We start from the raw sequence: 22,592 nt of genomic DNA, 5'->3' as shown, positions 1-22,592 counted from the left end.
CAAACTGCGAGTGCAAAAAAATTACCCTCCAACTTTTTGTTGGAAGGTAAGAAGGTTGCGAGTAACCAGTTCGCTAAGCAGGAGATGTCCCCATGCTCACTTCAATTCTAAGCTTGATCTTGGCTATCTTAGTCAATCTTGTATCAAGTATCATCTATGACTGGTTGAAAGATCGTCACTAGATGAATGTGCCCGCTCGGTTCGCTGATTGGGGTTGTTTTTTGTGCCCCCAAATGTCCCCCTAATTTTAAAACTTCATAGACTTTAGATAACACAGTAAAGTCATCTAAAATTTGTTTCAAACACTTCAGAAGGCTTTTTAGTAGCTGATCTGTCTAAAATCTTTTATCATCAAGATATGAACGATTTTGTGAAAGGATGAGTCAAATGTTTAAAAATCTAGTCCAGGGTGCCTTGGGAAATTATTCTGAAGTCAGTGTGCGTGAATTGACCCAGGAATATGGTGATTTCTTACTGACAGAAGAAACGATCAGCAGTGGCTATAAACTGGTTCGTGATGCCTTGATCTTTACAAATTACCGGATGATTTTTGTTGATAAACAGGGGGCAACTGGTAAAAAGACTGCTTACCACACGATCTATTTAGATGGAATCGTTGATGTGACGATCGAGACAGCGGGATTTGGGATCGATGACAGTGAGATCAAAGTGACTGTTTTAGAAAATGTTTATCAAAAGCCACATAAGGAAAATTTGACAACGATGAAATTTGAATTTCCTAAGCGGATCGATATCTTGCCACTCTATCGTTACTTATCCGAATTAGCATTGGCAAATCGGCAACGAATAAATGAATAAGACTAAAGGCTGTAGGTAAAACTGCAGCTTTTTATGTGCCTAAAAGTGCTACGCTCAAAGTGAGTTAATGATAAAGAAGGTAAGCAAGATGTATCAAACAGATTATCCACACACATTTCCAAAAGATTTTCTATGAGGTGGTGCTACAGCGGTAAATCAGATCGAAGGGGCCTTTGATACTGATGGCAAGGGACTGACGACTGCCGAAGTCGTAAAAAAGGCCACTGATAGGCGTCAGATCTCAATGGGAAATGTGACAAAAGCTTCCCTTAAAAAAGCACTAGCGGAGAAAACAGTAGGTGATTATCCTAAACGCCGGGGGATAGATTTTTATCATCAATATCCAGCCGACATCAAATTATTTGCGCAAATGGGCTTTAAAGCGTTACGGATCTCGATCGCCTGGGCTCGGATCTTTCCGAATGGTGATGAAAAGCGGCCAAATAAAGCAGGTCTGAGATTTTATGATAATTTGATCGCTGAAATGAAAAAGTATAACATTGAGCCGGTCGTGACCTTATTGCACTATGAGATGCCTTTGGGTTTGACCTTAAAATACAATGGCTGGGCCAGTCGAGAAGCTATCAGTGATTTTACACGCTTTACGCAAACTGTTTTTGAACGCTATAAAGATAAGGTCAAGTATTGGATCACTTTCAATGAGATCAATACTGGTGCATGGGGGTTCCATGAAACTGGGGCGCTGGAGGATGGTTTGACAGAGCAAGAAAAGTTACAACAACGCTATCAAGCTCTACATCATCAATTTATTGCTAGTGCTTTAGCAACAACGCAATTACATGAGATGGAACTAGAGGATAAAATGGGATGTATGGTGGCTCGGATGCAGACTTATCCAGCAACGACTGATCCAGCCGATGTTTTAGCTGCTCAGCAAGCAAATGACCAAAATCTATTTTGTACTGATGTCCAGGTCAGAGAAGAGTATCCTAACTATATGAACCGTTTCTTTGCTAAACACAAGATCACGCTCAAAATGGAACCTGGCGATCAAGCAGTTCTACGAGAAGGTAAAGTTGATTATTTGAGCTTTAGCTATTATATGTCGACTGTGACAGCTGCAGCAGAAGAGAAAAAATTAGGTAACTTTTCACATGGACTAAAGAACAAGTATCTAGAAGAAACTCCTTGGGGTTGGCAGATCGATCCCGTGGGTCTTAGGATATCTTTAAACGAGTTGTGGGATCGTTACCAGGTGCCATTATTTATTGTTGAAAATGGGATCGGGATGCTCGAAGTCCCAGATGGCAATGGCAAGATCCATGATGATCACCGAATTGATTATTTGCGGGCGCATATCGAACAGATGCAAGAAGCGATCGCTGATGGAATAAAATTACTTGGCTATTTGATGTGGGGACCGATCGATCTGATCTCGTTTTCAACGTCTGAAATGTCAAAACGCTATGGTTTTATCTATGTTGATCAAGATGACGAGGGTAAGGGAAGTTTGAAGCGGATCCCTAAAGACTCTTTTTATTGGTATCAAAAAGTGATCGCAACTAATGGTAAAGACCTTGATTGAGCAAACTAAGGATAGGTTAAGCCCTGTCCTTAGTTTTTTGTTATTGTCTTGTAAGCAAAGGCTAAAACTAGATATGATATAATTAAGAGCGTGAAGATAACTTGAAAAGGAAATTTGGTGACTGAATGGAAAACTACTATTATTCAAAGAATCCAAATGTCGAACACGATGAGAAATACTGGAATTTTGAACTATTGGGACACGATCTTGCTTTTGTAACAGATAATGGGGTCTTTTCTAAAAATACAGTTGATTATGGCTCACGCGTCTTGTTGAATGCTTTAGCAACGACCGAGCTTACGGGCGCGATCTTAGATGTTGGTTGTGGTTATGGCCCGATCGGCTTAGCTTTGGCTAAAAAAGTGCCTAGTGTGACAGTCGATATGGTCGATGTCAATGAATTAGCGTTAGAATTAGCTCAAAAAAATGCAGTACAAAACGAGATCGAAAATGTCAATATTTTTGCGTCAAGCATCTATGAAAATGTGACGAAGACAGATTATCAGTTGATCGTAACTAATCCGCCGATCAGAGCCGGAAAAGCAATCGTACATGAGATCTTGGAAGCTGCCAAAGAGCATCTCGCTGTCGGGGGTAAGTTAGTTGCAGTTTTACAAAAAAAGCAAGGGGCACCATCTGCGAAGAAGAAAATGGCAGCCGTCTTTGGTAACTGTGAAGTTATCTTAAAAGATAAGGGTTATTTCATTTTACAGAGTGTGAAAGAAAGCTAAAATGAAACGAGAAGAGTTTATGCAAGCTGCTCTAGCTGAAGCTAAGAAGGCTCAAGCTTTAGGCGAAGTCCCGATCGGTTGTGTCATAGTGCATCAAGGTCAGATCATCGGGCGAGGCCATAATTTGCGTGAAACGACCCAGCAAGCAGAAAAACATGCCGAGATGATCGCGATCGCTCAGGCTAATCAAGTGTTGGACAGTTGGCGCTTACCAGAAGCTGAGTTATATGTGACACTAGAGCCTTGTCCAATGTGTAGTGGAGCGATCATCAATTCGCGGATCGCTAAAGTTTATTATGGTGCAGCCGATGAAAAGGCTGGTACAGCTGGAACTTTGATGAATTTACTGACGGATCCGCGCTTCAATCATCAAGTCAAGGTGCAAAAGGGATTGCTCCAAGCTGAATGTGCGCAGATCCTAAGTGATTTTTTTGCAAATTTGCGTAAAAAATAAAAATAATTGATTTAAAGACTGGAAATTTTACTTAATTTCATGTAATATAGAATATGCCGTAAGGCCTTAGGGCAATGTTGTCCTTACGAAGCGTGTCAGGTCCGGAAGGAAGCAGCACTAAGTTTGGTTCAGCATGTGCCCTAAGTTAATATGAAATTAGGCTCTCGGTCATTTAACGTTGATCGAGATTTTTTTTTAAACTGAAAAAGAAAGGAAGCAATGGTTGATGAGCTATCAGGCTTTATACCGTGTCTGGCGTCCGCAAGTTTTTAGTGATCTTGTAGGGCAAGAATTTATCACGAAAACGCTGAAAAATGCGTTGTTGACAAAGCAAACGACACATGCCTATCTATTCACCGGCCCGCGGGGAACTGGGAAAACTTCGGCAGCTAAGATCTTTGCCAAAGCGATCAACTGCCAAAACCAAAAAGACGGTGAACCTTGCAATCAATGTGAGACTTGTAAGGCGATCACGGCGGGACGGTTAAATGATGTGATCGAGATCGATGCGGCCTCAAATAATGGGGTCGAAGAGATCCGAGATATTCGCGATAAGGCTAAATACGCTCCAACACAAGCGGATTACAAGGTCTATATCATCGATGAAGTTCACATGCTGTCGACCGGAGCTTTTAATGCATTACTAAAAACGTTAGAAGAACCACCCGCTAATGTCGTCTTTATCTTGGCGACGACCGAGCCACATAAGATCCCAACGACGATCATTTCGCGGACACAGCGCTTTGATTTTCGCCGGATCACCCCACAAGCGATCTTGAAACGAATGGAATATATCTTACAGCAAAAAGATTTTGCCTATGATGAAGCAGCACTCAAAGTGATCGCCAAGGCTGCTGAAGGTGGGATGCGGGATGCGTTGAGTATTTTAGATCAGGTGTTATCTTTTGGGGATAATCAAGTGACGTTGGATAATGCGCTACTTGTTACCGGAAGTGTCACCCGCGATAATTTGACTAAGTATCTACATCAAGTTGTGGCTAAAGATACGAGTAGTGCTTTAGCTACGATCCATGAGATCTTGGAAGATGGCAAGGATGCCAAGCGTCTGATCGAGGATCTGATCAATTATTGCCGTGATCTTTTATTGTACCAACAAGCACCAAAACTCGTCGAAGAAAGCGAGTTAGGGATGCTCGATGATGATTTTAAAAAATTCGCAGGTGAGGTCGATCCAGAACAGCTCTATCAAATGATCGATATTTTAAATGAGCAACAAGAAAATATGCGTTTTACTGTTCATGAAGCGATCTATTTAGAAGTGCTGACGGTCAAATTGTCACGGCTACAGGCCACAAGTGCGCCACTCACAACGCAAGTCACTTCAGATCCAGCAACTGATGCTAAAATGTCACAGTTACAAAAGCAACTCAACGCATTGGAGCAAAGTTTCAAACAGCTTCAGACCACGGGTGTACCTGCTAAAACACAGACACCACCAAGATCAAACCGTAAAGCTACTAAGCAAAATGGTGAGTTGAAGTTGAACTTGAGTAAGATCTATGAAGTCTTAGGTCAAGCTTCTAAGCAAGATTTGATGCAGGTCCGTCAAGTTTGGGGCGATCTGATGAACATGTTAAATGTGACTCAACGTGCAATGATGCAAGTAGCCAAGCCAGTCGCAGCTAGCCCAGATGGGATCGTGATCGGTTTTGAATACGACATCTTATGCCAACGTGCCCTTGAAAATCAAGAACTCCAAGATGTTTTAGGGAATGGCTTGAGTCGTTTACTTGGTGTTGCGCCCCATTTGATCTTTATCCCAGGTAACCGTTGGCCTGAGATCAGAAGTAACTATTTGAGTGAACATGGTGATGTCAGGCAAAAAGCACCTGAAAGTGATGAACAAGTGATTCAAGCACCGCCACAGCCAGTTGTGCCAGAAGTTGTTGCCAAGGCCCAAGAGCTCTTTGGGGAACAACTAGTTGAAGTCAAAAATGATTAGAATTTGAAAGGATGATTTATTATGATGCGTGGAATGAACATGCAAGGTATGATGAAACAAATGCAAAAATTGCAAAAGCAAATGCAAAAGGATCAAGAAGAATTACATGCAACGATCTTTGAAGGGCATGCTTCTGATGATGCGGTAGTAGTCAAATTTACTGGTGATCACAAGATGACTGATATTGCGATCAAAGAAGAAGCTGTTGATCCAGATGATGTTGATATGTTACAAGATCTAGTTATCATGGCTGTTAACGATGCGATGGCTAAGATCGATGACCAAACACAAAAGACAATGGGTAAATATTCCCGCAACATGCCTGGCTTTTAAGCGTGAAAGAAGGTTAGACGATGCAATATCCTGAACCGATCGCTAAGTTGATCGATAGTTATCTAAAGCTCCCAGGGATCGGTGAAAAGACCGCAACTCGCTTGGCCTTTTTTACGATCGACATGGAGCAAAGCGAGGTCGTTGCTTTTTCTAAAGCACTGGTCGCAGCTAAAAAAGATCTCAGTTACTGTAGCATTTGTGGCAATATCACGGAAAATGATCCGTGTGTGATCTGCGCGGATAAGACCCGCGATCAAAGTCAAGTCATCGTAGTTGAGCAAGTCAAGGATGTGATGGCTTTGGAAAAAATGCAAGAATATCGTGGCTTATATCATGTTTTACATGGTGTTTTGTCGCCGATCGAAGGTAAAGGACCTGAAGACATTAATATCACCAGTTTGCTACGACGGCTCCAGCAAAATAGTCAGATCAAGGAAGTCATTTTGGCGACTAATGCAACGCCTGAGGGTGAAGCAACGGCGATGTATATTTCGAAGTTGATCAAACCAGCTAATATCATGACAACTCGTTTAGCACACGGCTTAGCGGTCGGAAGTGATATTGAGTATGCTGATGAGATGACATTGTATAATGCGGTGAAAAACCGCCAAGAGATCTAGTTGGGGTGAAGTTGATGTTTAAAAGAAATAAGCAAAAACTTAGACGCTCTTTTAATGAATTATTATTAGAAGATATTGATCAAGCTAAGTTGGATTGGGATCAAGCCCGCCAAACTGCAGCTGCAGTCTATGACGTTGATGATGAATTGTTGGCTGAAGTTAGTCTAGCTCGTGCTAAGTATGAGTTTCTCTATCGTGAAGCTAAATATCGTCAGGTCAAGGGCCATATTCAAGCGTCAGTGATCAATTATTAAAAATTAGCCTGTCAAGCAGTCCAACTGAAGTGGCAGGCTTTTTCTTTTTGAAAAAATGGGGTCGTGGACAGCCAGCAAATGTTACAGTACAATAAAATCAATAAATGAAAATGGGGTTTTACAAGTGAACGGATTTTTTATTACCTTTGAAGGTACTGATGGATCAGGGAAAACTAGTGTCCTAAACGCGATCGAAGCCAAGTTAAAAACTACCAAGGTCGATTATTTACGGACGCGTGAACCAGGTGGTAATCGCATATCAGAACAGATCCGCAATGTTATTTTAGATGAGAGATCCACTGAAATGGATGCCCGAACTGAAGCTTTATTATACGCTGCTGCACGGCGTCAACATTTGGTCGAGACAGTGCTTCCGGCCTTAGAAGCGGGAAAAGTAGTGTTGTGTGATCGTTTTGTCGATAGTTCTTTAGCTTATCAAGGGGCTGGGCGCGGTATTGGAGTAGCTGAAGTAAAACAGATGAATCAGTTTGCAACAGCTGGATTAGAGCCAGATCTGACCATTTACTTAGCGCTCGAACCGAGACTAGGGCTGGAACGGATCAAGCAGAATCGTCAAGATGAAGTTAACCGTTTGGATAAAGAAGCACTCTCATTTTATGAGACTGTCTATCGCGCCTATCAAAAACTCGCTACTGAAAATGAGCGGATCGTGACGATCGATGCCAGCCAAAAACTTGCTGATGTGATAGCTGAGGTCGAGCTGGTCTTAAGTAGTAAAATTCCCGTTAGGAACTAGGTGTTTGGAAATGAAAATGATCATTGCGATCGTTCAAGATAAAGATAGCAATAATTTGAGCAATGCTTTTGTTGAAGCTGATGTTAGAGCGACCAAGTTAGCAACGACTGGTGGTTTTTTACGGTCGGGGAATACGACTTTTATGATCGGGATCGAAGATGATCGGGTAGCTGAAGTTTTAGCATTGATCAAGCATATATCCTCTAAACGCGCGGAATACCTTACACCGCCAGTGAATGTTGAAGGTCAAGTTGAGCGGACTTATCCGGTCGAGATCGAAGTCGGTGGGGCCACCGTTTTCGTTTTACCGGTCGAGCAGTTCTTTCATTTTTAAGAATAGATCAGTTAGAAAGAAAAAATGTGCAACTGATAACAAGAAATAATTTAAGAAGGGAAAACTATATTTTTTCTAGTCATCCAGTCTTGATGGCGCCACATTTGATATAGTTGAAGTTTATGGAACAGTCGATCATCGAGCTCCAACCACGTTTGACAAAGCACTTTGCCAAATTGGTGGACAATAAAAAATTGGCCCATGCTTATTTATTCTCTGGTCCACGGGGGACAGGAAAAAACAAGCTAGCTCATTGGGTCGCCCAAGCCGTTTTTTGTAAACAAAAGCAAAACGGTTATCCATGCTTAAAATGCAATGAGTGTCGGCGGATCGCCCAAAATAATCAACCTGATGTAGTCGAGATCAAGCCAGAAGGAAATTCGATCAAAGTCGACCAGATCAGATATTTGAAAGCTGAATTCGTCAAAAGTGGGGTCGAGAGCAATCGGAAGCTTTTTATCATTCAAAATGCTGAAAAGATGACGATCAGTGCCGCTAACAGTCTGTTGAAATTTTTAGAAGAACCAAGTGGCGATGTAACGGCCTTTTTATTGACAGATAGTGTAAACCAGATCTTGCCAACGATCATCTCCCGGTGTCAGTTAGTTGAATTGTCTTCGCTGACATTAAAGAAATTGGTTGCAAGGTTAGAAACTAAAGGGATCGGGGCAGATAAGGCTAATTTATTAGCACATCTGACCAATAGTCAAAAAGAAGCCCAAGAACTTGATGGTGATGAAGATTTTAATAAATTACTCGCCAATGTTTGGGAGTGGTTTAATCAAGTTTTACGAAATGATTGGCGTGCTTTTGTAGGGGTCCAGACCAAATTGATGCCATATGCGACCGATAAAACTAGCCAAGATCGGTTATTACAGTTGATAGTCTTATTAACACGTGATATTTTATTGTTAAAATATGGTAAAAATGAGGACGTTGCCTTTATAATGTATAGTAAAGAGCTCAATGAAAAAAATTTAAAGATCCCAGAAAATGGGGCTATCCGCGCCGTTGAAGCCGTCCTTTCGACTAAACAGCAACGAGCGGTCAATGTCTCATTTCAGAGTATCTTAGAGGCGCTGACTTTGAATTTATGCAGTTGGTATCAAGCATGATAACAGGTTGAAGGTGATTTTGTGGATAAACGCGAATTATATGACAATTTTGAAAATATGGAAGAAATGTCACGCGATGTACAAGCGATGTTGGCGAGCGTGAAAGAAGAGATGACACGGATCATCGAGAAAAATGCAGAGTTAGAGATCGAAAATCAGCATCTACGTGAAAGACTTCACGAATTAGAACAAAAGAAAACACAAGAGACAAGCAATGAAGAAGCCGGTCTTTCCAAGTCACGTAAAAATTTGGAAAAACTTTACGAAGAAGGCTTCCATGTTTGTAATGTAGACAACATGTATGGCTCACGGCGGATAAACGATGAACCGTGTGTCTTTTGTCAAGATGTTATCTATGGGGAGCGACACTAATGTCAATTAAGCAAAAGAGTAGTTTTAGAGAAAAAAACGAGCAGGGAACGTTGTATTTAGTACCGACACCGATCGGAAACCTACAAGATATGACGTTTCGGGCACTTGAGATCTTAGAAAATGTGGATCTGATCTGTGCTGAGGACACGCGGAATACGCTACGTTTATTGAACCATTTTGAGATCAAAACACCGCAGATCAGTTTTCATGAGCATAATACGCAAGAACGGATCCCGTATTTGATCGAAAAACTTCAGGCGGGACAAGATCTGGCCCAAGTAAGCGATGCAGGGATGCCTTCGATCAGTGATCCAGGACATGAATTGGTCAAAGCTTGTATTCAAGCTGATATTTCTGTCGTTCCACTGCCGGGAGCAAATGCGGCTTTGAGCGCACTTATCGCTTCAGGGATAACGCCTCAACCCTTTATGTTTTATGGCTTTTTACCCCGGAAGAAAAATGAGCAACGGGAAGTTTTAGAGCAGTTAGAGCAACAAACTTGTGCGCTGATCTTTTATGAATCACCGCACCGTTTGAAAAAGACGTTGCTGGCAATGCAAACTGCTTTTGGTCCTGAACGTAAGATCGCTTTGTGCCGCGAGCTGACCAAGCGCTATGAAGAGTTCTTGCGTGGTACGTTAGCTGATGCGGTAAAATGGGCTACCAAAGAAGAGATCCGGGGTGAATTTGTGATCGTGGTCCAAGGCAATAGTGCCCCTAAAGCTAAAAAAGCAGATCCTTTACTGGAGTTGCCATTAGCTGAGCAAGTGGCAACTTTGATCGCCCAAAAACAGTTGAAACCTAATGCAGCGATCAAAGAGGTCGCAAAATTAAATGGTTTGAAAAAACAAGATGTTTATAACAAATATCATCAATTATAAGGACAAATAAGACAATGACAGAAAATATATATCGGTTGCCCCATCAGATCGTTTACTATGAAACTGACCCTACTGGTAAATTGAGCCTAGGCAAATTAGTCGATTTGATGATGTTAGCTTCCTATGCGCAAGGAAAAGCTGTCGGGATGCCGGAAGAAAAATTAAATGCGCAAGGTCATGGTTGGGTGATCACACAGCACCTGCTTTCGGTCACTCGGTTACCTAGACGTGATGAAAAAGTTGTGATCGAAACCAAAGCAACGGCCTACAATCGCTATTTTTGTTACCGTGATTTTTGGCTTCGGGATGAACAAGGTGAAGTGTTAGCCCAGATGCATACTGCTTTTGTATTGCTTGATCTAAAAACACGAAAGATCACGCGAATAACCTCTGATGTGATCGCACCTTTTGGTCCTGAACCGCTCAGATCGATCGAACGTTTAGCCAGTCCTAAACGGTTAGAAGAAGTCGAGCTAGCCAAAGATTATCGTGTGCGGTATTTTGATATCGATAGTAATCATCATGTCAACAATGTTCATTATATCGAATGGATGCTAGATGTTTTAGATAAAGATTTTTTAATGGAACATGAGCCCGTAGCTTTGAATATCAAATATGAACATGAATTGAATTATGGGCAAACTTGCACTAGTAAAGTGGAATTACTTCGTTCAAAAGACGAATTGACCACATTACACGAGATCTATATGGCTGATGGGACTTTGAGTTGTAGTGCGCAAGTGACTTGGAGATAATAAAAAATGAGAGTGTGAGCAATACGGTGCTTACACTCTCATTTTTTATTTAAGAAACAGCATCTGAAACAAAATCGGCTAGTTCATCACCACTTAGTCCAGCGCTTAGCCCGACTAAGAGTTTGATCCGAGCTTTTTGACCATTTAAGCCGTGACAGAAGGTGACGCCCATTTGTTTTAGCTGGACGCCTCCACCAGGATAGGCATAAACATCTTGGGCGATCCCGTTGAAACTCCGGGATACAAGCACTACGGGGATCTTTTTAGCCAGTAATTTTTCGATCACAGGTAAAACTTTAGGTGGAAGATTCCCCGCACCCAAAGCTTCGATCACGACGCCGTTAGTTTGCTCATTGAGCGCGATCTCAAGTAATTCTGGATCCATTCCAGCATATGCTTTGAAAAGATAAACGTGGTCAACTACATGATCGAGCAAAACACTACGGTGGCGGAGTAATTTTTCAAAAAAACGCACTTCATCACGTAAGATCAGCCCGATCGGACCAAAAGTTGGCGTTCTAAAAGTCGCAACATTAGTGGTATGAGTCTTAGTCACATAGCGAGCAGTGTGGATCTCATCGTTCATGACCACTAAGACGCCCATGCCTTTAGCTTCCGGACTAGCAGCAGTCAAGATCGCTGTTTTGAAGTTATACAAGCCATCAGAACCGATCTCATTAGCCGAACGCATCGCTCCAGTCAAGACGATCGGCAGCTTAAATGGGATAGTCAGATCGAGAAAATAAGCTGTTTCTTCAAGGGTATCCGTTCCGTGAGTGATCACGACACCATCGATATTTTCATTTTCATAGGCTTTAATGATCCGCTGTTGCAATACGAGCATATTAGCGGGGTCCATATGGGGTGAAGGAATATTGAAGATGTTTTCGATCACGAGTTCATAATCAGCACCAAAAGGGTTCTTAAATTGATTGAGGGGATTTTCTTTTCCGGGAGCGACCGCACCGTTTTTATCTTCTGACATTGCGATCGTACCACCGGTGTGCAAAATAAGAATTTTTTTCATTTTGCGTCTTCCTTTCTAGGTGCACCAGTAATGCTAGTGATGCACAAAATTAGCAAAATACCGTTTTTTTATTATAACGATTAAACCAATGAATGTCGATAGGCTGTCTAATTGAAATAAAAGCTTTTTTCTGTAATGATTTATGTTAAGATATTCATTGTGATTTTAAGTAATAAGAATAGATAAAAGGAAGTTAGCTGCAAGATGAAGATATTAGCCTTGGATACTTCAAATCGTCCTTTGAGCGTGGCGGTTTTAGAAGATGATACGTTATTAGCAGAAACAACGCTCAATATGGCGCGAAAGCACAGTACGACTTTGATGCCGATCATTTCTGAAATGCTCCAAAAGTCAGATACGACACCACAAGATCTTGACCGGATCGTTGTTTCTGCCGGACCAGGTTCATACACTGGACTTAGGATCGGAGTGACGGCTGCTAAGACGCTAGCATTTACTTTGAATAAGGAATTAGTTGGAGTTTCAAGTCTAGAACTTTTGGCAGCTAATTGTCAAAATGATACGGCTGAACTTTTAGTACCGATCTTTGATGCGCGTCGGGAAAATGTTTTTGTCGGTGTTTATCAAAATAAAGCAGGCAAGCTAGTTGAAGTTTTACCTGATCAACATCTCTCAGTCGTTGAGTTATGCGAATTCTTAAAGGATAAAAAAGTTTGCTTGATCGGAGATGCCAAAGTTTATCGTGAACGCTTTGAAGAACTTCTGACAGCTGATAATTATCGTTTTAGTGCTCCTAAAGATGATTATCCGAGTGCATATTTGTTAGGACTTTTGGGTAAAGATCGCCCTGTAGCGGATACTTTGACATTTGTGCCACATTATTTACGTTTGACACAAGCAGAAGTACAATGGATGGAAAAACACCCTGGAAAGGATCAAGCGGATTCTTATGTTGAAAAAGTATAAAGATAAACTTTTGACGTTGCTAAAACCAGTTCAAGCAAGACCTAATTTAGATTTTGGTTGTCATAATATAGTCGTTGAGGATAAAAATTATTTGATATGTCGTGCGATCGTCCCCGACATTGCTGAAATGCTTGAGATCGAAAGTGCAGTATATGCGGGAGATCAACCTTGGAGCTACGAAGATTTTGAAAAGCATATTCAAAATAAACTGACCTCCCTTTATATCGTTGTGCGCTATGAAGATCGCATGGTAGCTTTTGCAGGATGTGACTTTACTTACGGACCTAGTGAAGCGCATGTGATTAACATTGCAGTTTTACCAAAATATCAACGTCAAGGCTTAGGTCTGATGATGTTAGAGACTTTGCAGACTGAAGCTAAAAAATATGGGTGCCGCCATTTGAGTTTAGATGTCAGACGTAGCAATTTAGAAGCACAAGCGCTATATAGACGAGCAGGTTTTAAAGAAGTAGCTGTTAAAAATGCTTATTACAAAGATGAAGATGGACTAGAATATAGCTATAACTTGGTAAATAGAAATTTAAAAAAGAGAGTTGAAAAAGGATGGAAAAAAATCAGAATTTGATTTTGGCTTTTGAATCAAGCTGTGATGAGACGAGCGTTGCAGTGATCGAAAATGGTAATAAGATCTTATCAAATATCGTCGCGACCCAGATCAAGAGCCACAAGCGTTTTGGCGGCGTCGTTCCCGAAGTGGCTAGTCGGCACCATATCGAACAGATAACTTTATGTATTGCGGATGCCTTAGAAGAAGCAGATGTGACTTATGACGACTTGGATGCTGTAGCTGTGACTTACGGTCCAGGTTTAGTGGGATCATTATTAGTTGGGGTCACAGCCGCTAAGATGATCGCTTTTGCACATGATCTTCCCTTGATCCCAGTAAATCATATGGCAGGGCATATCTATGCTGCCAATTTTGCTGGTGAGATCAAATTTCCAGCCTTAGCGTTACTTGTCTCAGGTGGACATACGGAATTAGTCTATCTTGCTGGACCAAATGACTTTAAGATCATTGGTGAGACGCGTGATGATGCAGCGGGGGAAGCGTATGATAAAGTCGGGCGTGTTTTAGGCTTAGCGTATCCAGCTGGAAAAGAGATAGATGAATTAGCGCATAAAGGAAAAGACACGTTTGCTTTCCCACGTGCAATGGAAAAAGAAGACAACTATGACTTTAGTTTTAGTGGATTAAAGAGTGCCTTTATCAATACGGTCCATCATGCTGATCAAGTAAAAGAGTCCTTGGATAAGGCTGACTTGGCTGCTAGTTTCCAACAAAGCGTCGTTGATGTTTTAGCTCAAAAAACAGTCAGGGCATTAGAGAATTATCCGGTCAAACAATTGATCTTGGCTGGTGGTGTGGCAGCTAATCAAGGCTTACGTGATCGTTTAGATGAAGAGTTGAAACAATTTGAAGATGTTGAATTATTAAAAGCACCTTTGAAACTTTGTGGTGATAATGCAGCGATGATCGGAGCGGCTGGTTATGCGGCTTACAAGGATAAGATATTTGCTGGTCTAGATCTAAATGCTGATCCAAGTTTAGAATTTGACTGGTTAGAAGAAGCCTAGGTAAATTAAGAATAAGCTCTACGAATAACACGAGGCTGTGACCATAAGGCTTCAAAAAACGGTCGTAAATGGACTTAAAAAATTGTTCATTTACGACCGTCTTTGTATACTATAAATAAAAAGGACTGATGCCCCGTAGTCTATCCCCAAAAAAGAAAGCAGATAAACTCATGCGCAGTGATTATAACATAAATCAACTCAGTTTCTACATGGCGACTTTCTATGAAAAGATTGTTGCCATGTGGTTGACTGAAGTAAGAAAAAGATAAATCGACAAATGGAAATAGCGTTAATGGCATTGAATATGTGAAAAATGTCTACCAGTAGTTCAAAAATATCACCAAATAATAAAAACAAAAAGAAGACCATCCGAATTTTTCAAAATTTTCAAAAAATTCGAGTGATCTTCTTCTTTTTAGGTTTGTGAGTTTAAAGATACCTGTTGGTCAATGTTTAGAAGTTATCTGTTTTGTGCTCTAGTTTTCACTTTTGAAAATTTCCAGTTCCAGGCTACTATTTTCCCAAGCTGTTTCTGCTTGGGCTAATTGGGTCGTGAGTGTTTCGAGCTGTGCTTGTAATTTTGCCATCTTATCGAGGTCATTGAAGTTTTCTGGTAATGCCATCGCTTGTTCTAATTTGGTCTTATTTTCATCGAGTTCTTCAACTTTAGCTTCTAATTCAGCGACTTTACGTGTGAGTTTGCGTTCCATTTTTTGCTGCTCTTTACTTTGAGCATAGCTTTGTTTTCCTGCAGAGAGCTCTTTTTTAGTTACGACTGGAGCCTGAGTTTCTTTGGCTTTTGCTTGAGCCAACTCAGCTTGTTCTTCTTTTTTAGCTACATAATAGTCATAATCACCTAGATAAAGTGTGCTACCCGTTGGAGCGATCTCTAAGACGCTGGTAGCTACTTTGTTGATGAAATAACGGTCGTGTGAGACTAAGAGGATCGTGCCATCAAATTCTTTGATAGCCTGCTCTAAGACTTCTTTACTGTCAATATCTAAATGGTTGGTCGGCTCGTCTAGAATTAGGAAATTATCGTGTTTCATCGCAAGTTTTGTCAGTAACAAACGGGCTTTTTCGCCCCCAGATAGACTGTGCACTGTCTTTTTGACATCGTCGCCACTGAAAAGAAAACTCCCTAAGAGCGAACGGATATCTTTTTCAGGTGTCGTTGGATGATCATCCCAAAGTTCATTTAAGACGGTTTTTTGTGGGTGAAGATTGTGTTGTTCTTGATCGTAGTAACCGGGATGAACATTGGTACCAAATGTAGCTTTTCCTTTGATGAAAGGGCGTTTACCAAGAATACTTTTTAATAAGGTCGATTTACCGATCCCGTTTGGTCCTACAACTGCAAAGATTTGGCGCTTGCGCAGCTCAAAGTTGATCGGTTCAGAAATGATCTGACCGTCATAGCCGATCGCACCGTCACTGACTGTTAAAACGACATTGCCACTTTCTTGCTCGGCTTTGAAGCGAAAATGCATATTTTTTTCGGGACCTTCAGGACGAGCGAGGCGATCCATTTTTTCAAGCTGTTTACGTTTACTTTGAGCGCGTTTAGTTGTAGAAGCCCGCACGAGATTTTTGTTGACGAAATCTTCAAGTTTATGGATCTCGGCCTGTTGTTTTTCATAGTTCTTCCACGCTAACTGAGCTCTTTTTTCGCGTTCAGTGATATAGTTAGAATAATTTCCTTTGTAATAGTGAGCTTTACCATGTGTGATCTCATAAACCTCATTGACGATCTTATCTAGAAAATAGCGGTCATGAGAAACGATCAAGAGTGCGCCTTGATAATTTTGGATATAACCTTCTAACCAAGTTAAAGTTTCGATGTCTAAGTGGTTAGTCGGTTCGTCTAAGATCAAAAGATGGCGTTTTTCCAAAAGGAGTTTAGCCAAAGCTAGGCGGGTCTTTTGGCCTCCAGAAAGCGAGGCGATCGGGCGGTCAAGATCTGCTGGATAAAAATGAAAACCGTGTAAAACAGAACGGATCTCATTTTCATAACCATAGCCGTTTTGCTCTTTAAAATCATGCAATAGTTGATCATAGCGATTTAGTAGTTGTTGATAAGCTTTAGAGGCATGCTCAGCATTTGGATCAGCGATCTTAGCCTCTAATCTGTGGAGATCTTGTTCCATTTGGCGTAAATTATCAAAGACGCTGAGCATTTCTTCATAGATCGTTTTATCAGATTCAAGTCCCGTATTTTGGGCAAGATAGCCTATTGTTAAGCCTTTTTTTGTTACGATCTGGCCTTCATCAGGCGCCTGTTGTCCGATGATCATTTTTAAAAGTGTCGATTTACCGGCACCGTTTTTTCCGACCAAAGCGATCCGAGAATGTTCCTGAATATCAAGATCGATATTTTCAAACAAGACATCCGCCCCAAAATGGCGAGCGACTTGTTGTGCTTGTAATAAAATCATTTTTTCACCTACTTGAATAATTAGTCGATTCACAAAGTTAAAAAAATAAAACCGCGCCAAAACAGCATTTATTGGCTATATTGTGAATTAATTTACAATTTTTTAATTTCTTTAGTACAGTTGTTATGCTAAAATTTATCATATTGATCAATCTGAGAGGAGAAACTAGATGGTGACCCCAAATATTCCTAAGGCAACGGCCAAACGTTTGCCGATCTATTACCGTTATCTCAACATTTTAGCGGATGCTGGTAAGAAGCATGCCTCTTCGACTGAATTAGCGGAAGCTGTTAAGATCGATCCAGCAACGATCCGACGTGATCTCTCATATTTTGGTGCTTTAGGCAAGCGTGGCTATGGTTATGATATCGCAAGCTTGCAAGCATTTTTCAAAAAGACGCTACGGCAAGATAAATTAAATAATGTAGCTTTGATCGGAGTGGGCAATCTAGGCCATGCGTTGTTGAATTATAACTTTCACAAGAGCAATAACGCACGGATCAGTGCGGCTTTTGATATTGACCCAAAGATCACCGGTTTGATCCAAAGCGGGATCCCAGTCTATCCGATGGAAGATATGCAAGAGCAACTCCAACTACAGCAAATAGAGATCGCGATCTTGACTGTTCCAGCGGATAAAGCTCAGAGCGTGACGGATGAATTAGTTGCAGCCGGTATCAAGGGGATCTTGAACTTCACTCCTTTGCGGATCACGGTCCCTAATGATGTTCGCGTCCAAAATGTCGATCTAACTAATGAATTGCAGACTTTGATCTATTTTTTGCAACACTTTGAATAACTATGAAAAAGGATGTGTGGTGCACACATCCTTTTTGTTACCAAGCACTTATAATAATAAGCAAGTTCATTAAACTATGGGATAAGATCGTGATGCGTAAGCGGCCCGTCTTAGCATATAGAAAACAAAGCACTAGTCCAATGCCAGCATAAGTTAGATAATGTCCATCTTGATGAGCAAAACTAAAAAGCAAACTAGAGGCAAGGGCAGCTCCGATCGGATCGATCACGGAGCTAAGATTAGCAAATAAGGCCTTGCGAAAGACAAATTCTTCCATGATCGGAGCCAAGATGACAATATTTACCAGATAGTATGGATATTTGGTAAGGACCGTCAAAAGATAACCAGTATTAGCCGAATAGCTGGGCTGTCCGAGAAGCGCGCTCTCTATATATGAACTGAGCCATTGCCACAAAATAAGCGCTAGTGTACCAAAGATAATGTAATAAATTTCTTGGCGAAGTGCAAGTTTTTTTGAAGCGCGCAAAAAACGATCCTTAAAAGAAAATTTATGCGCCAAGTAGAGCATCGTCCCACAACCAATGAGCTCCAAAACGGTCACGACTGGGTAATACCAGGCATTTTTGAAGATCATCCATAATAAAGGGATCAAAGTCATTGTGCCACAATAGACACTTAAAATGATAAGTGAATTTAATTGTAACTTTTTTTTCATCAATAAAGATCCTAACTATAAAGTTTCATAGTTAGATTATATGTTTTTACCGCTATTTATTCAAACTAATTTCAAAAATATTTTAGCACTCTGGGGGTGCGAGTGATAAAATGCTTGCAATTTAAAAGTAAAGTTAGTATAGTAATAGTTGTAATCGATTAGCACTCAAGTTGTTAGAGTGCTAAAAAGAATTTGGAGGGATATAACGTGCTTAAACCATTAGGAGATCGCGTGATTTTAGAGGTCGAAAAAGAAGAAGAAAAAACTGTGGGAGGGATCGTCTTAGCCGGCGGTGCTAAAGAAAAACCACAAACAGCTAAAGTTGTTGCTGTTGGTACGGGACGTATCCTTGATGATGGCAAAAAATTAGAAATGACACTTAAAGTCGGTGATGTTGTCGTTTTTGACAAGTACGCTGGTGCTCAAGTTGAATTTGAAGGCCAAGAATATTTAGTAATGCACGAAAAAGATATTCTTGCCGTTGTGGAATAAATATAATAAGTAAACATTGAACTTAATTCGTATGAGGTGAATTGGAAATGGCAAAAGAAATCAAGTTTTCAGAAGATGCACGCGCAAAAATGCTTGCTGGTGTAGATAAGTTAGCTGATACTGTAAAATCAACGATCGGTCCTAAGGGGCGCAATGTTGTTTTAGAACAATCATACGGTACACCAACGATCACAAATGATGGTGTAACGATCGCTAAGGCGATCGAATTAGAAGATCATTTTGAAAATATGGGTGCTAAGCTTGTAGCCGAAGTAGCTTCAAAAACTAATGATATTGCTGGTGATGGGACTACAACAGCTACTGTTTTGACACAATCGATCGTTAACGAAGGAATGAAAAACGTGACGGCTGGTGCTAACCCAGTAGGTATCCGGCGCGGAATCGAGTTGGCTACTAAAGCTGCGGTAGATGCTTTGCACAAGATGTCACATAAAGTTGAATCTAAGAGTGATATTGCTCAGATCGCATCGATCTCTTCAGCTAATGAAGAAGTTGGTAAATTGATCGCTGATGCCATGGAAAAGGTCGGTAATGACGGTGTGATCACGATCGAAGAATCCAAAGGGATCGATACTTCACTAGATGTTGTCGAAGGTATGCAATTTGATCGCGGTTACCTTTCTCAATACATGGTAACTGATAATGACAAGATGGAAGCAGATCTTGAAAATCCATATATCTTGGTAACTGACAAGAAGATCTCTAACATCCAAGAAGTTTTACCATTGTTACAATCCATCGTTGAACAAGGTCGTCCATTGTTGATCATCGCTGACGATGTTGATGGTGAAGCCTTGCCAACGCTTGTTTTAAACAAGATCCGTGGGACATTCAATGTGGTAGCAGTTAAAGCTCCAGGTTTTGGTGATCGTCGTAAAGAAATGTTACAAGATATCGCTATTTTAACTGGTGCAACTGTGATCACAGATGATCTCGGTCTTCAATTAAAGGACACGACTTTAGATCAATTAGGGACAGCTGGTCGTGTAACAGTTACAAAAGAAAATACAACGATCGTCGAAGGTGCTGGAGATAAAGCACAGATCGCTGAACGTGTTGAACAACTCAAAAAGCAGATCGCTGAAACGACCTCTGAATTTGATAAAGAAAAACTCCAAGAACGTTTAGCTAAATTAGCTGGTGGGGTAGCGGTCATCAAAGTCGGGGCTGCTACTGAGACTGAATTAAAAGAACGCAAATACCGGATCGAAGACGCTTTGAATGCTACACGCGCAGCTGTTGAAGAAGGTTTTGTTCCTGGTGGTGGGACAGCTTTGATCGATGTGATCGATGATGTAGCTGCTTTGAGTGAAGCTGGTGATGTACAAACAGGTATCAACATTGTTAAACGTGCCCTTGAAGAACCAGTTCGTCAAATTGCGATCAACGCTGGTAAAGAAGGCTCTGTGATCGTTGAAAAGCTCAAGGAACAAAAAGCTGGCATCGGTTATAATGCTGCTACTGATGAATGGGTCGATATGATCGAAGCTGGGATCGTTGATCCAACTAAAGTAACTCGTTCAGCGCTACAAAATGCGGCTTCTGTCTCAGCTTTATTGTTAACAACTGAAGCAGTTGTGGCTGATAAGCCAGAAGAAAACAATGATGTTGCAGCTCAAATGCCACAAGGGCCAATGATGTAAGCAAGTTAGATCAAAATTTTTTGAAGCATCCTAAAAATTTAGGGTGCTTTTTTTGTGAGATTGGTGTAAAATTCAACTGTTACTTTTTGAAGTGACCTAGAAATTTTGAATTTAAAATCTAATCAGCTAGTAGCTATCAAAATGGCTAACTAGCTAAAAGGGGTTTTTCTGTTTATGTATCGATATTTAAAGAGATTATTGATCGGACAACCATTAAAAACCGCTGAAGAAAGTGGGCAGTCTTTGACTAAATTCAAAGCTTTGGCCTTGCTTTCCTCAGATGCGTTGTCATCAGTGGCATACGGGACAGAACAGATCACAACAGCACTATTTATTTTATCGGCTGCTGCGACCTGGTATGCACTACCAGCTGCTGGGATCGTGTTACTCTTGTTATTTGCGATCACGATGTCGTATCGTCAGATCATCAATGCTTATCCTTCTGGAGGCGGAGCTTATGTAGTTGCGACCAAAAATTGGGGGACAAGCGCAGGCTTAGTTGCCGGTGGATCACTTTTAGTTGATTATATGCTGACCGTGGCTGTTTCAGTCACATCAGGAACAGAAGCTATTACATCAGCGATCCCGAGCTTACAAGCACACAGTGTTTTGATCTCTGTTTTGATCGTTTTATTTATCATGACATTGAATTTACGCGGGATGCGCGAATCAGCTTCGTTTTTGACGGTCCCAGTGTACTTTTTTGTGATCATGATCGTTTCGATGGTCGCCTTGGGCTTATTTAATATTGCAACAGGTAAGATCCAATATTCAGCCGCAGCTCATATTGGTGATGCAGTACCAGGGATGTCATTATTGCTGTTTTTAAAAGCTTTTTCAGCTGGTTCATCTTCATTGACTGGGGTAGAAGCTATCAGTAATGCAGTGCCTAATTTTAAAGAGCCTAAAAAGCGTAATGCGGCGAATACGTTAGCGATCATGTCGTTGATCTTAGCGGTCTTCTTTAGTGGGATCACCTTTTTGAGTTATTATCTAGGTGTTTTGCCAGATCCTAAACAAACAGTGCTTTCTCAGATCGCCGGTGCTGTTTTTGGTCACGGTATTTTCTACTATTTATTGCAATTATCGACGGCTATGATCTTGGCAGTGGCAGCTAATACCGGCTTTTCGGCCTTCCCGATCTTAGCTTATAACTTGGCCAAAGATAAATTTATGCCCCATATGTTTATGGATAAAGGTGATCGCTTAGGCTATTCCAATGGGATCATTGCATTAGCGATCGGGGCGATCGTGTTGATCTTTATCTTTAACGGTCAGACTAATTTGTTGATCCCATTGTATGCAGTCGGGGTTTTTGTACCATTTACTCTCTCACAATCAGGAATGTTGATCCATTGGAAGCGCCACAAGGGCAAACATTGGATCTTAAATTCTTGTTTTAATCTATTAGGAGCAGTGATCTCCTTTGCTTTAGTGGTCTTTTTATTTTGGTTACACTTTGATAATGTTTGGCCATATTTGATCATTATGCCAGTACTACTCTTTGGGTTTTATAAGGTCCATAGTCATTATATTACTGTAGCGGCTCAATTGCGCTTAAGTGAAGAACAACAATTGCATGATTATTCCGGTTCAACGGTCATCGTGCTAGTTAGCTCGGTCACACACGTAACGACCGGAGCGATCAACTATGCACGTTCGATCAGTGATAATGTGATCGCAATGCATGTTTCGTTTGATACTAATCCTAAAAAAGAACACGAAACAGCGCAGGAATTCAAAATGGCATTTCCTGATGTACGCTTTGTTGATCTGCATTCTTCATATCGGTCAGTCGTGCCACCAGTTTTGCGTTTTTGCGATGTGATCGCTAAGGATGCTAAGCAACGCAATTACTCGTTGACGGTTTTGGTACCGCAATTTGTACCGAAAAAACCTTGGCAAAATATCTTGCATAATCAGACGAGTTTACGCTTGCGGTCAGCTTTAGGGGCCCACGAAAATATTATCGTGTCGACCTATAGCTACCACTTGAAAAAATAAGCTATTAGGGACGTGGAAGGTTTATTTCACGTCCCTTT

General features: G+C 41.0%; 23 protein-coding genes, 1 other RNA gene and 1 pseudogene. 22 read left to right on the top strand and 3 right to left on the bottom strand.

From position 1 onward, the window contains the following. Positions 1–387 precede the first annotated feature (387 nt). The 15 genes and pseudogenes from LMU01S_RS03500 to LMU01S_RS03430 all read left to right on the top strand — a co-directional run bounded on the left by LMU01S_RS03500 (position 388) and on the right by LMU01S_RS03430 (position 10,934). On the top strand, positions 388–819 hold the full coding sequence (locus LMU01S_RS03500) for a PH domain-containing protein (RefSeq protein ID WP_056959898.1): 432 nt from the start codon (positions 388–390) through the stop codon (positions 817–819). Positions 820–907: 88 nt separating this feature from the next. Next, positions 908–2,365: pseudogene (locus LMU01S_RS03495) on the top strand (glycoside hydrolase family 1 protein). A 125-nt stretch (positions 2,366–2,490) separates the two neighbouring features. Then, positions 2,491–3,096 (top strand): class I SAM-dependent methyltransferase, encoded by a 606-nt coding sequence (locus tag LMU01S_RS03490; RefSeq protein ID WP_056959896.1) that lies wholly within the window; start codon positions 2,491–2,493, stop codon positions 3,094–3,096. A 1-nt stretch (position 3,097) separates the two neighbouring features. Continuing rightward, a complete protein-coding gene (tadA, locus tag LMU01S_RS03485) occupies positions 3,098–3,550 on the top strand; it encodes a tRNA adenosine(34) deaminase TadA (protein WP_010689444.1) in 453 nt (150 codons plus the stop codon). A 63-nt stretch (positions 3,551–3,613) separates the two neighbouring features. Beyond that, an RNA gene (ffs, locus tag LMU01S_RS03480) (signal recognition particle sRNA small type) lies at positions 3,614–3,700 on the top strand. A gap of 76 nt (positions 3,701–3,776) precedes the next feature. Further along, positions 3,777–5,513 (top strand): DNA polymerase III subunit gamma/tau, encoded by a 1,737-nt coding sequence (gene dnaX, locus LMU01S_RS03475; protein WP_056959894.1) that lies wholly within the window; start codon positions 3,777–3,779, stop codon positions 5,511–5,513. 18 nt (positions 5,514–5,531) lie between these two features. Beyond that, the gene (locus tag LMU01S_RS03470) at positions 5,532–5,846 is read left to right on the top strand and encodes a YbaB/EbfC family nucleoid-associated protein (RefSeq protein WP_103050398.1); all 315 of its coding nucleotides are present in this window, start codon (positions 5,532–5,534) and stop codon (positions 5,844–5,846) included. 20 nt (positions 5,847–5,866) lie between these two features. Further along, positions 5,867–6,466 carry a recombination mediator RecR gene (gene recR / locus LMU01S_RS03465; protein WP_004048359.1) on the top strand — a complete coding sequence of 200 codons (600 nt, stop codon included), beginning with the start codon at positions 5,867–5,869 and terminating at the stop codon, positions 6,464–6,466. A gap of 14 nt (positions 6,467–6,480) precedes the next feature. After that, on the top strand, positions 6,481–6,720 hold the full coding sequence (locus LMU01S_RS03460) for a YaaL family protein (protein ID WP_039936044.1): 240 nt from the start codon (positions 6,481–6,483) through the stop codon (positions 6,718–6,720). Positions 6,721–6,844: 124 nt separating this feature from the next. Then, positions 6,845–7,477, top strand: a complete 633-nt coding sequence (tmk, locus tag LMU01S_RS03455; RefSeq protein ID WP_056959892.1) for a dTMP kinase — start codon at positions 6,845–6,847, stop codon at positions 7,475–7,477. Between the two features lie 10 nt (positions 7,478–7,487). Then, positions 7,488–7,811: a cyclic di-AMP receptor DarA gene (darA, locus tag LMU01S_RS03450; RefSeq protein ID WP_056959891.1), complete on the top strand. Its 324-nt coding sequence runs from the start codon at positions 7,488–7,490 to the stop codon at positions 7,809–7,811. Between the two features lie 122 nt (positions 7,812–7,933). Next, positions 7,934–8,926, top strand: coding sequence for a DNA polymerase III subunit delta' (gene holB / locus LMU01S_RS03445; protein ID WP_056959888.1), 993 nt, complete (start codon positions 7,934–7,936; stop codon positions 8,924–8,926). A 21-nt stretch (positions 8,927–8,947) separates the two neighbouring features. After that, positions 8,948–9,298 (top strand): DNA replication initiation control protein YabA, encoded by a 351-nt coding sequence (locus LMU01S_RS03440; protein WP_010689434.1) that lies wholly within the window; start codon positions 8,948–8,950, stop codon positions 9,296–9,298. Further along, a complete protein-coding gene (gene rsmI / locus LMU01S_RS03435; RefSeq protein ID WP_056959886.1) occupies positions 9,298–10,179 on the top strand; it encodes a 16S rRNA (cytidine(1402)-2'-O)-methyltransferase in 882 nt (293 codons plus the stop codon). The genes LMU01S_RS03440 and rsmI overlap by 1 nt, the downstream gene beginning before the upstream one ends. A 14-nt stretch (positions 10,180–10,193) precedes the next feature. Then, on the top strand, positions 10,194–10,934 hold the full coding sequence (locus tag LMU01S_RS03430) for an acyl-[acyl-carrier-protein] thioesterase (RefSeq protein ID WP_056959884.1): 741 nt from the start codon (positions 10,194–10,196) through the stop codon (positions 10,932–10,934). 49 nt (positions 10,935–10,983) lie between these two features. Here LMU01S_RS03430 and LMU01S_RS03425 read toward each other — a convergent pair whose 3' ends face one another. Continuing rightward, entirely contained in the window at positions 10,984–11,961 is a 978-nt protein-coding gene (locus LMU01S_RS03425; RefSeq protein ID WP_004048344.1) for an asparaginase, read from the bottom strand. 204 nt (positions 11,962–12,165) lie between these two features. Here LMU01S_RS03425 and tsaB point away from each other — a divergent pair, with 204 nt between their 5' ends. From tsaB to tsaD, 3 genes are read left to right on the top strand one after another with little or no spacing between them, the layout of a single operon-like run. After that, positions 12,166–12,888, top strand: coding sequence for a tRNA (adenosine(37)-N6)-threonylcarbamoyltransferase complex dimerization subunit type 1 TsaB (tsaB, locus tag LMU01S_RS03420; RefSeq protein WP_004048342.1), 723 nt, complete (start codon positions 12,166–12,168; stop codon positions 12,886–12,888). Next, positions 12,872–13,474, top strand: coding sequence for a ribosomal protein S18-alanine N-acetyltransferase (rimI, locus tag LMU01S_RS03415; RefSeq protein WP_056959882.1), 603 nt, complete (start codon positions 12,872–12,874; stop codon positions 13,472–13,474). The genes tsaB and rimI overlap by 17 nt, the downstream gene beginning before the upstream one ends. Continuing rightward, the gene (gene tsaD / locus LMU01S_RS03410) at positions 13,453–14,484 is read left to right on the top strand and encodes a tRNA (adenosine(37)-N6)-threonylcarbamoyltransferase complex transferase subunit TsaD (RefSeq protein ID WP_056959880.1); all 1,032 of its coding nucleotides are present in this window, start codon (positions 13,453–13,455) and stop codon (positions 14,482–14,484) included. The genes rimI and tsaD overlap by 22 nt, the downstream gene beginning before the upstream one ends. A gap of 476 nt (positions 14,485–14,960) precedes the next feature. On the opposite strand, the gene LMU01S_RS03405 is transcribed toward tsaD, so the two are convergent. After that, positions 14,961–16,919: an ABC transporter ATP-binding protein gene (locus LMU01S_RS03405; RefSeq protein WP_056959878.1), complete on the bottom strand. Its 1,959-nt coding sequence runs from the start codon at positions 16,917–16,919 to the stop codon at positions 14,961–14,963. A 169-nt stretch (positions 16,920–17,088) separates the two neighbouring features. Here LMU01S_RS03405 and LMU01S_RS03400 point away from each other — a divergent pair, with 169 nt between their 5' ends. Further along, entirely contained in the window at positions 17,089–17,718 is a 630-nt protein-coding gene (locus tag LMU01S_RS03400; RefSeq protein ID WP_056959876.1) for a redox-sensing transcriptional repressor Rex, read from the top strand. Positions 17,719–17,755: 37 nt separating this feature from the next. Here LMU01S_RS03400 and LMU01S_RS03395 read toward each other — a convergent pair whose 3' ends face one another. After that, the gene (locus tag LMU01S_RS03395) at positions 17,756–18,394 is read right to left on the bottom strand and encodes a CPBP family intramembrane glutamic endopeptidase (protein WP_056959874.1); all 639 of its coding nucleotides are present in this window, start codon (positions 18,392–18,394) and stop codon (positions 17,756–17,758) included. A 207-nt stretch (positions 18,395–18,601) separates the two neighbouring features. Between LMU01S_RS03395 and groES the strand changes: the two genes are divergently transcribed. The 3 genes from groES to kimA all read left to right on the top strand — a co-directional run bounded on the left by groES (position 18,602) and on the right by kimA (position 22,554). Then, positions 18,602–18,886 (top strand): co-chaperone GroES, encoded by a 285-nt coding sequence (gene groES / locus LMU01S_RS03390; protein ID WP_004048331.1) that lies wholly within the window; start codon positions 18,602–18,604, stop codon positions 18,884–18,886. Between the two features lie 47 nt (positions 18,887–18,933). Then, positions 18,934–20,550 (top strand): chaperonin GroEL, encoded by a 1,617-nt coding sequence (groL, locus tag LMU01S_RS03385; RefSeq protein WP_056959872.1) that lies wholly within the window; start codon positions 18,934–18,936, stop codon positions 20,548–20,550. Between the two features lie 174 nt (positions 20,551–20,724). Then, positions 20,725–22,554, top strand: a complete 1,830-nt coding sequence (kimA, locus tag LMU01S_RS03380; RefSeq protein WP_061773553.1) for a potassium transporter KimA — start codon at positions 20,725–20,727, stop codon at positions 22,552–22,554. The last annotated feature ends 38 nt before the right edge of the window (positions 22,555–22,592 follow it).

It is taken from the genome of Ligilactobacillus murinus DSM 20452 = NBRC 14221 (assembly GCF_001591685.1).
GTDB lineage: Bacteria > Bacillota > Bacilli > Lactobacillales > Lactobacillaceae > Ligilactobacillus > Ligilactobacillus murinus.
The sequence above is the reverse complement of the archived record's forward strand: the minus strand, read 5'-3'. Positions and strand labels throughout refer to the sequence as shown.

What these genes read in the sequence shown, in the direction of transcription:
- LMU01S_RS03500 (WP_056959898.1), top strand. Translation starts at nt 388, where the DNA reads ATGTTTAAAAATCTAGTCCAGGGTGCCTTGGGAAATTATTCTGAAGTC.
- LMU01S_RS03490 (WP_056959896.1), top strand. Translation starts at nt 2,491, where the DNA reads ATGGAAAACTACTATTATTCAAAGAATCCAAATGTCGAACACGATGAG.
- tadA (WP_010689444.1), top strand. Translation starts at nt 3,098, where the DNA reads ATGAAACGAGAAGAGTTTATGCAAGCTGCTCTAGCTGAAGCTAAGAAG.
- dnaX (WP_056959894.1), top strand. Translation starts at nt 3,777, where the DNA reads ATGAGCTATCAGGCTTTATACCGTGTCTGGCGTCCGCAAGTTTTTAGT.
- recR (WP_004048359.1), top strand. Translation starts at nt 5,867, where the DNA reads ATGCAATATCCTGAACCGATCGCTAAGTTGATCGATAGTTATCTAAAG.
- LMU01S_RS03460 (WP_039936044.1), top strand. Translation starts at nt 6,481, where the DNA reads ATGTTTAAAAGAAATAAGCAAAAACTTAGACGCTCTTTTAATGAATTA.
- darA (WP_056959891.1), top strand. Translation starts at nt 7,488, where the DNA reads ATGAAAATGATCATTGCGATCGTTCAAGATAAAGATAGCAATAATTTG.
- holB (WP_056959888.1), top strand. Translation starts at nt 7,934, where the DNA reads ATGGAACAGTCGATCATCGAGCTCCAACCACGTTTGACAAAGCACTTT.
- rsmI (WP_056959886.1), top strand. Translation starts at nt 9,298, where the DNA reads ATGTCAATTAAGCAAAAGAGTAGTTTTAGAGAAAAAAACGAGCAGGGA.
- LMU01S_RS03430 (WP_056959884.1), top strand. Translation starts at nt 10,194, where the DNA reads ATGACAGAAAATATATATCGGTTGCCCCATCAGATCGTTTACTATGAA.
- LMU01S_RS03425 (WP_004048344.1), bottom strand. Translation starts at nt 11,961, where the DNA reads ATGAAAAAAATTCTTATTTTGCACACCGGTGGTACGATCGCAATGTCA.
- tsaB (WP_004048342.1), top strand. Translation starts at nt 12,166, where the DNA reads ATGAAGATATTAGCCTTGGATACTTCAAATCGTCCTTTGAGCGTGGCG.
- rimI (WP_056959882.1), top strand. Translation starts at nt 12,872, where the DNA reads ATGTTGAAAAAGTATAAAGATAAACTTTTGACGTTGCTAAAACCAGTT.
- tsaD (WP_056959880.1), top strand. Translation starts at nt 13,453, where the DNA reads ATGGAAAAAAATCAGAATTTGATTTTGGCTTTTGAATCAAGCTGTGAT.
- LMU01S_RS03405 (WP_056959878.1), bottom strand. Translation starts at nt 16,919, where the DNA reads ATGATTTTATTACAAGCACAACAAGTCGCTCGCCATTTTGGGGCGGAT.
- LMU01S_RS03400 (WP_056959876.1), top strand. Translation starts at nt 17,089, where the DNA reads ATGGTGACCCCAAATATTCCTAAGGCAACGGCCAAACGTTTGCCGATC.
- LMU01S_RS03395 (WP_056959874.1), bottom strand. Translation starts at nt 18,394, where the DNA reads ATGAAAAAAAAGTTACAATTAAATTCACTTATCATTTTAAGTGTCTAT.
- groL (WP_056959872.1), top strand. Translation starts at nt 18,934, where the DNA reads ATGGCAAAAGAAATCAAGTTTTCAGAAGATGCACGCGCAAAAATGCTT.
- kimA (WP_061773553.1), top strand. Translation starts at nt 20,725, where the DNA reads ATGTATCGATATTTAAAGAGATTATTGATCGGACAACCATTAAAAACC.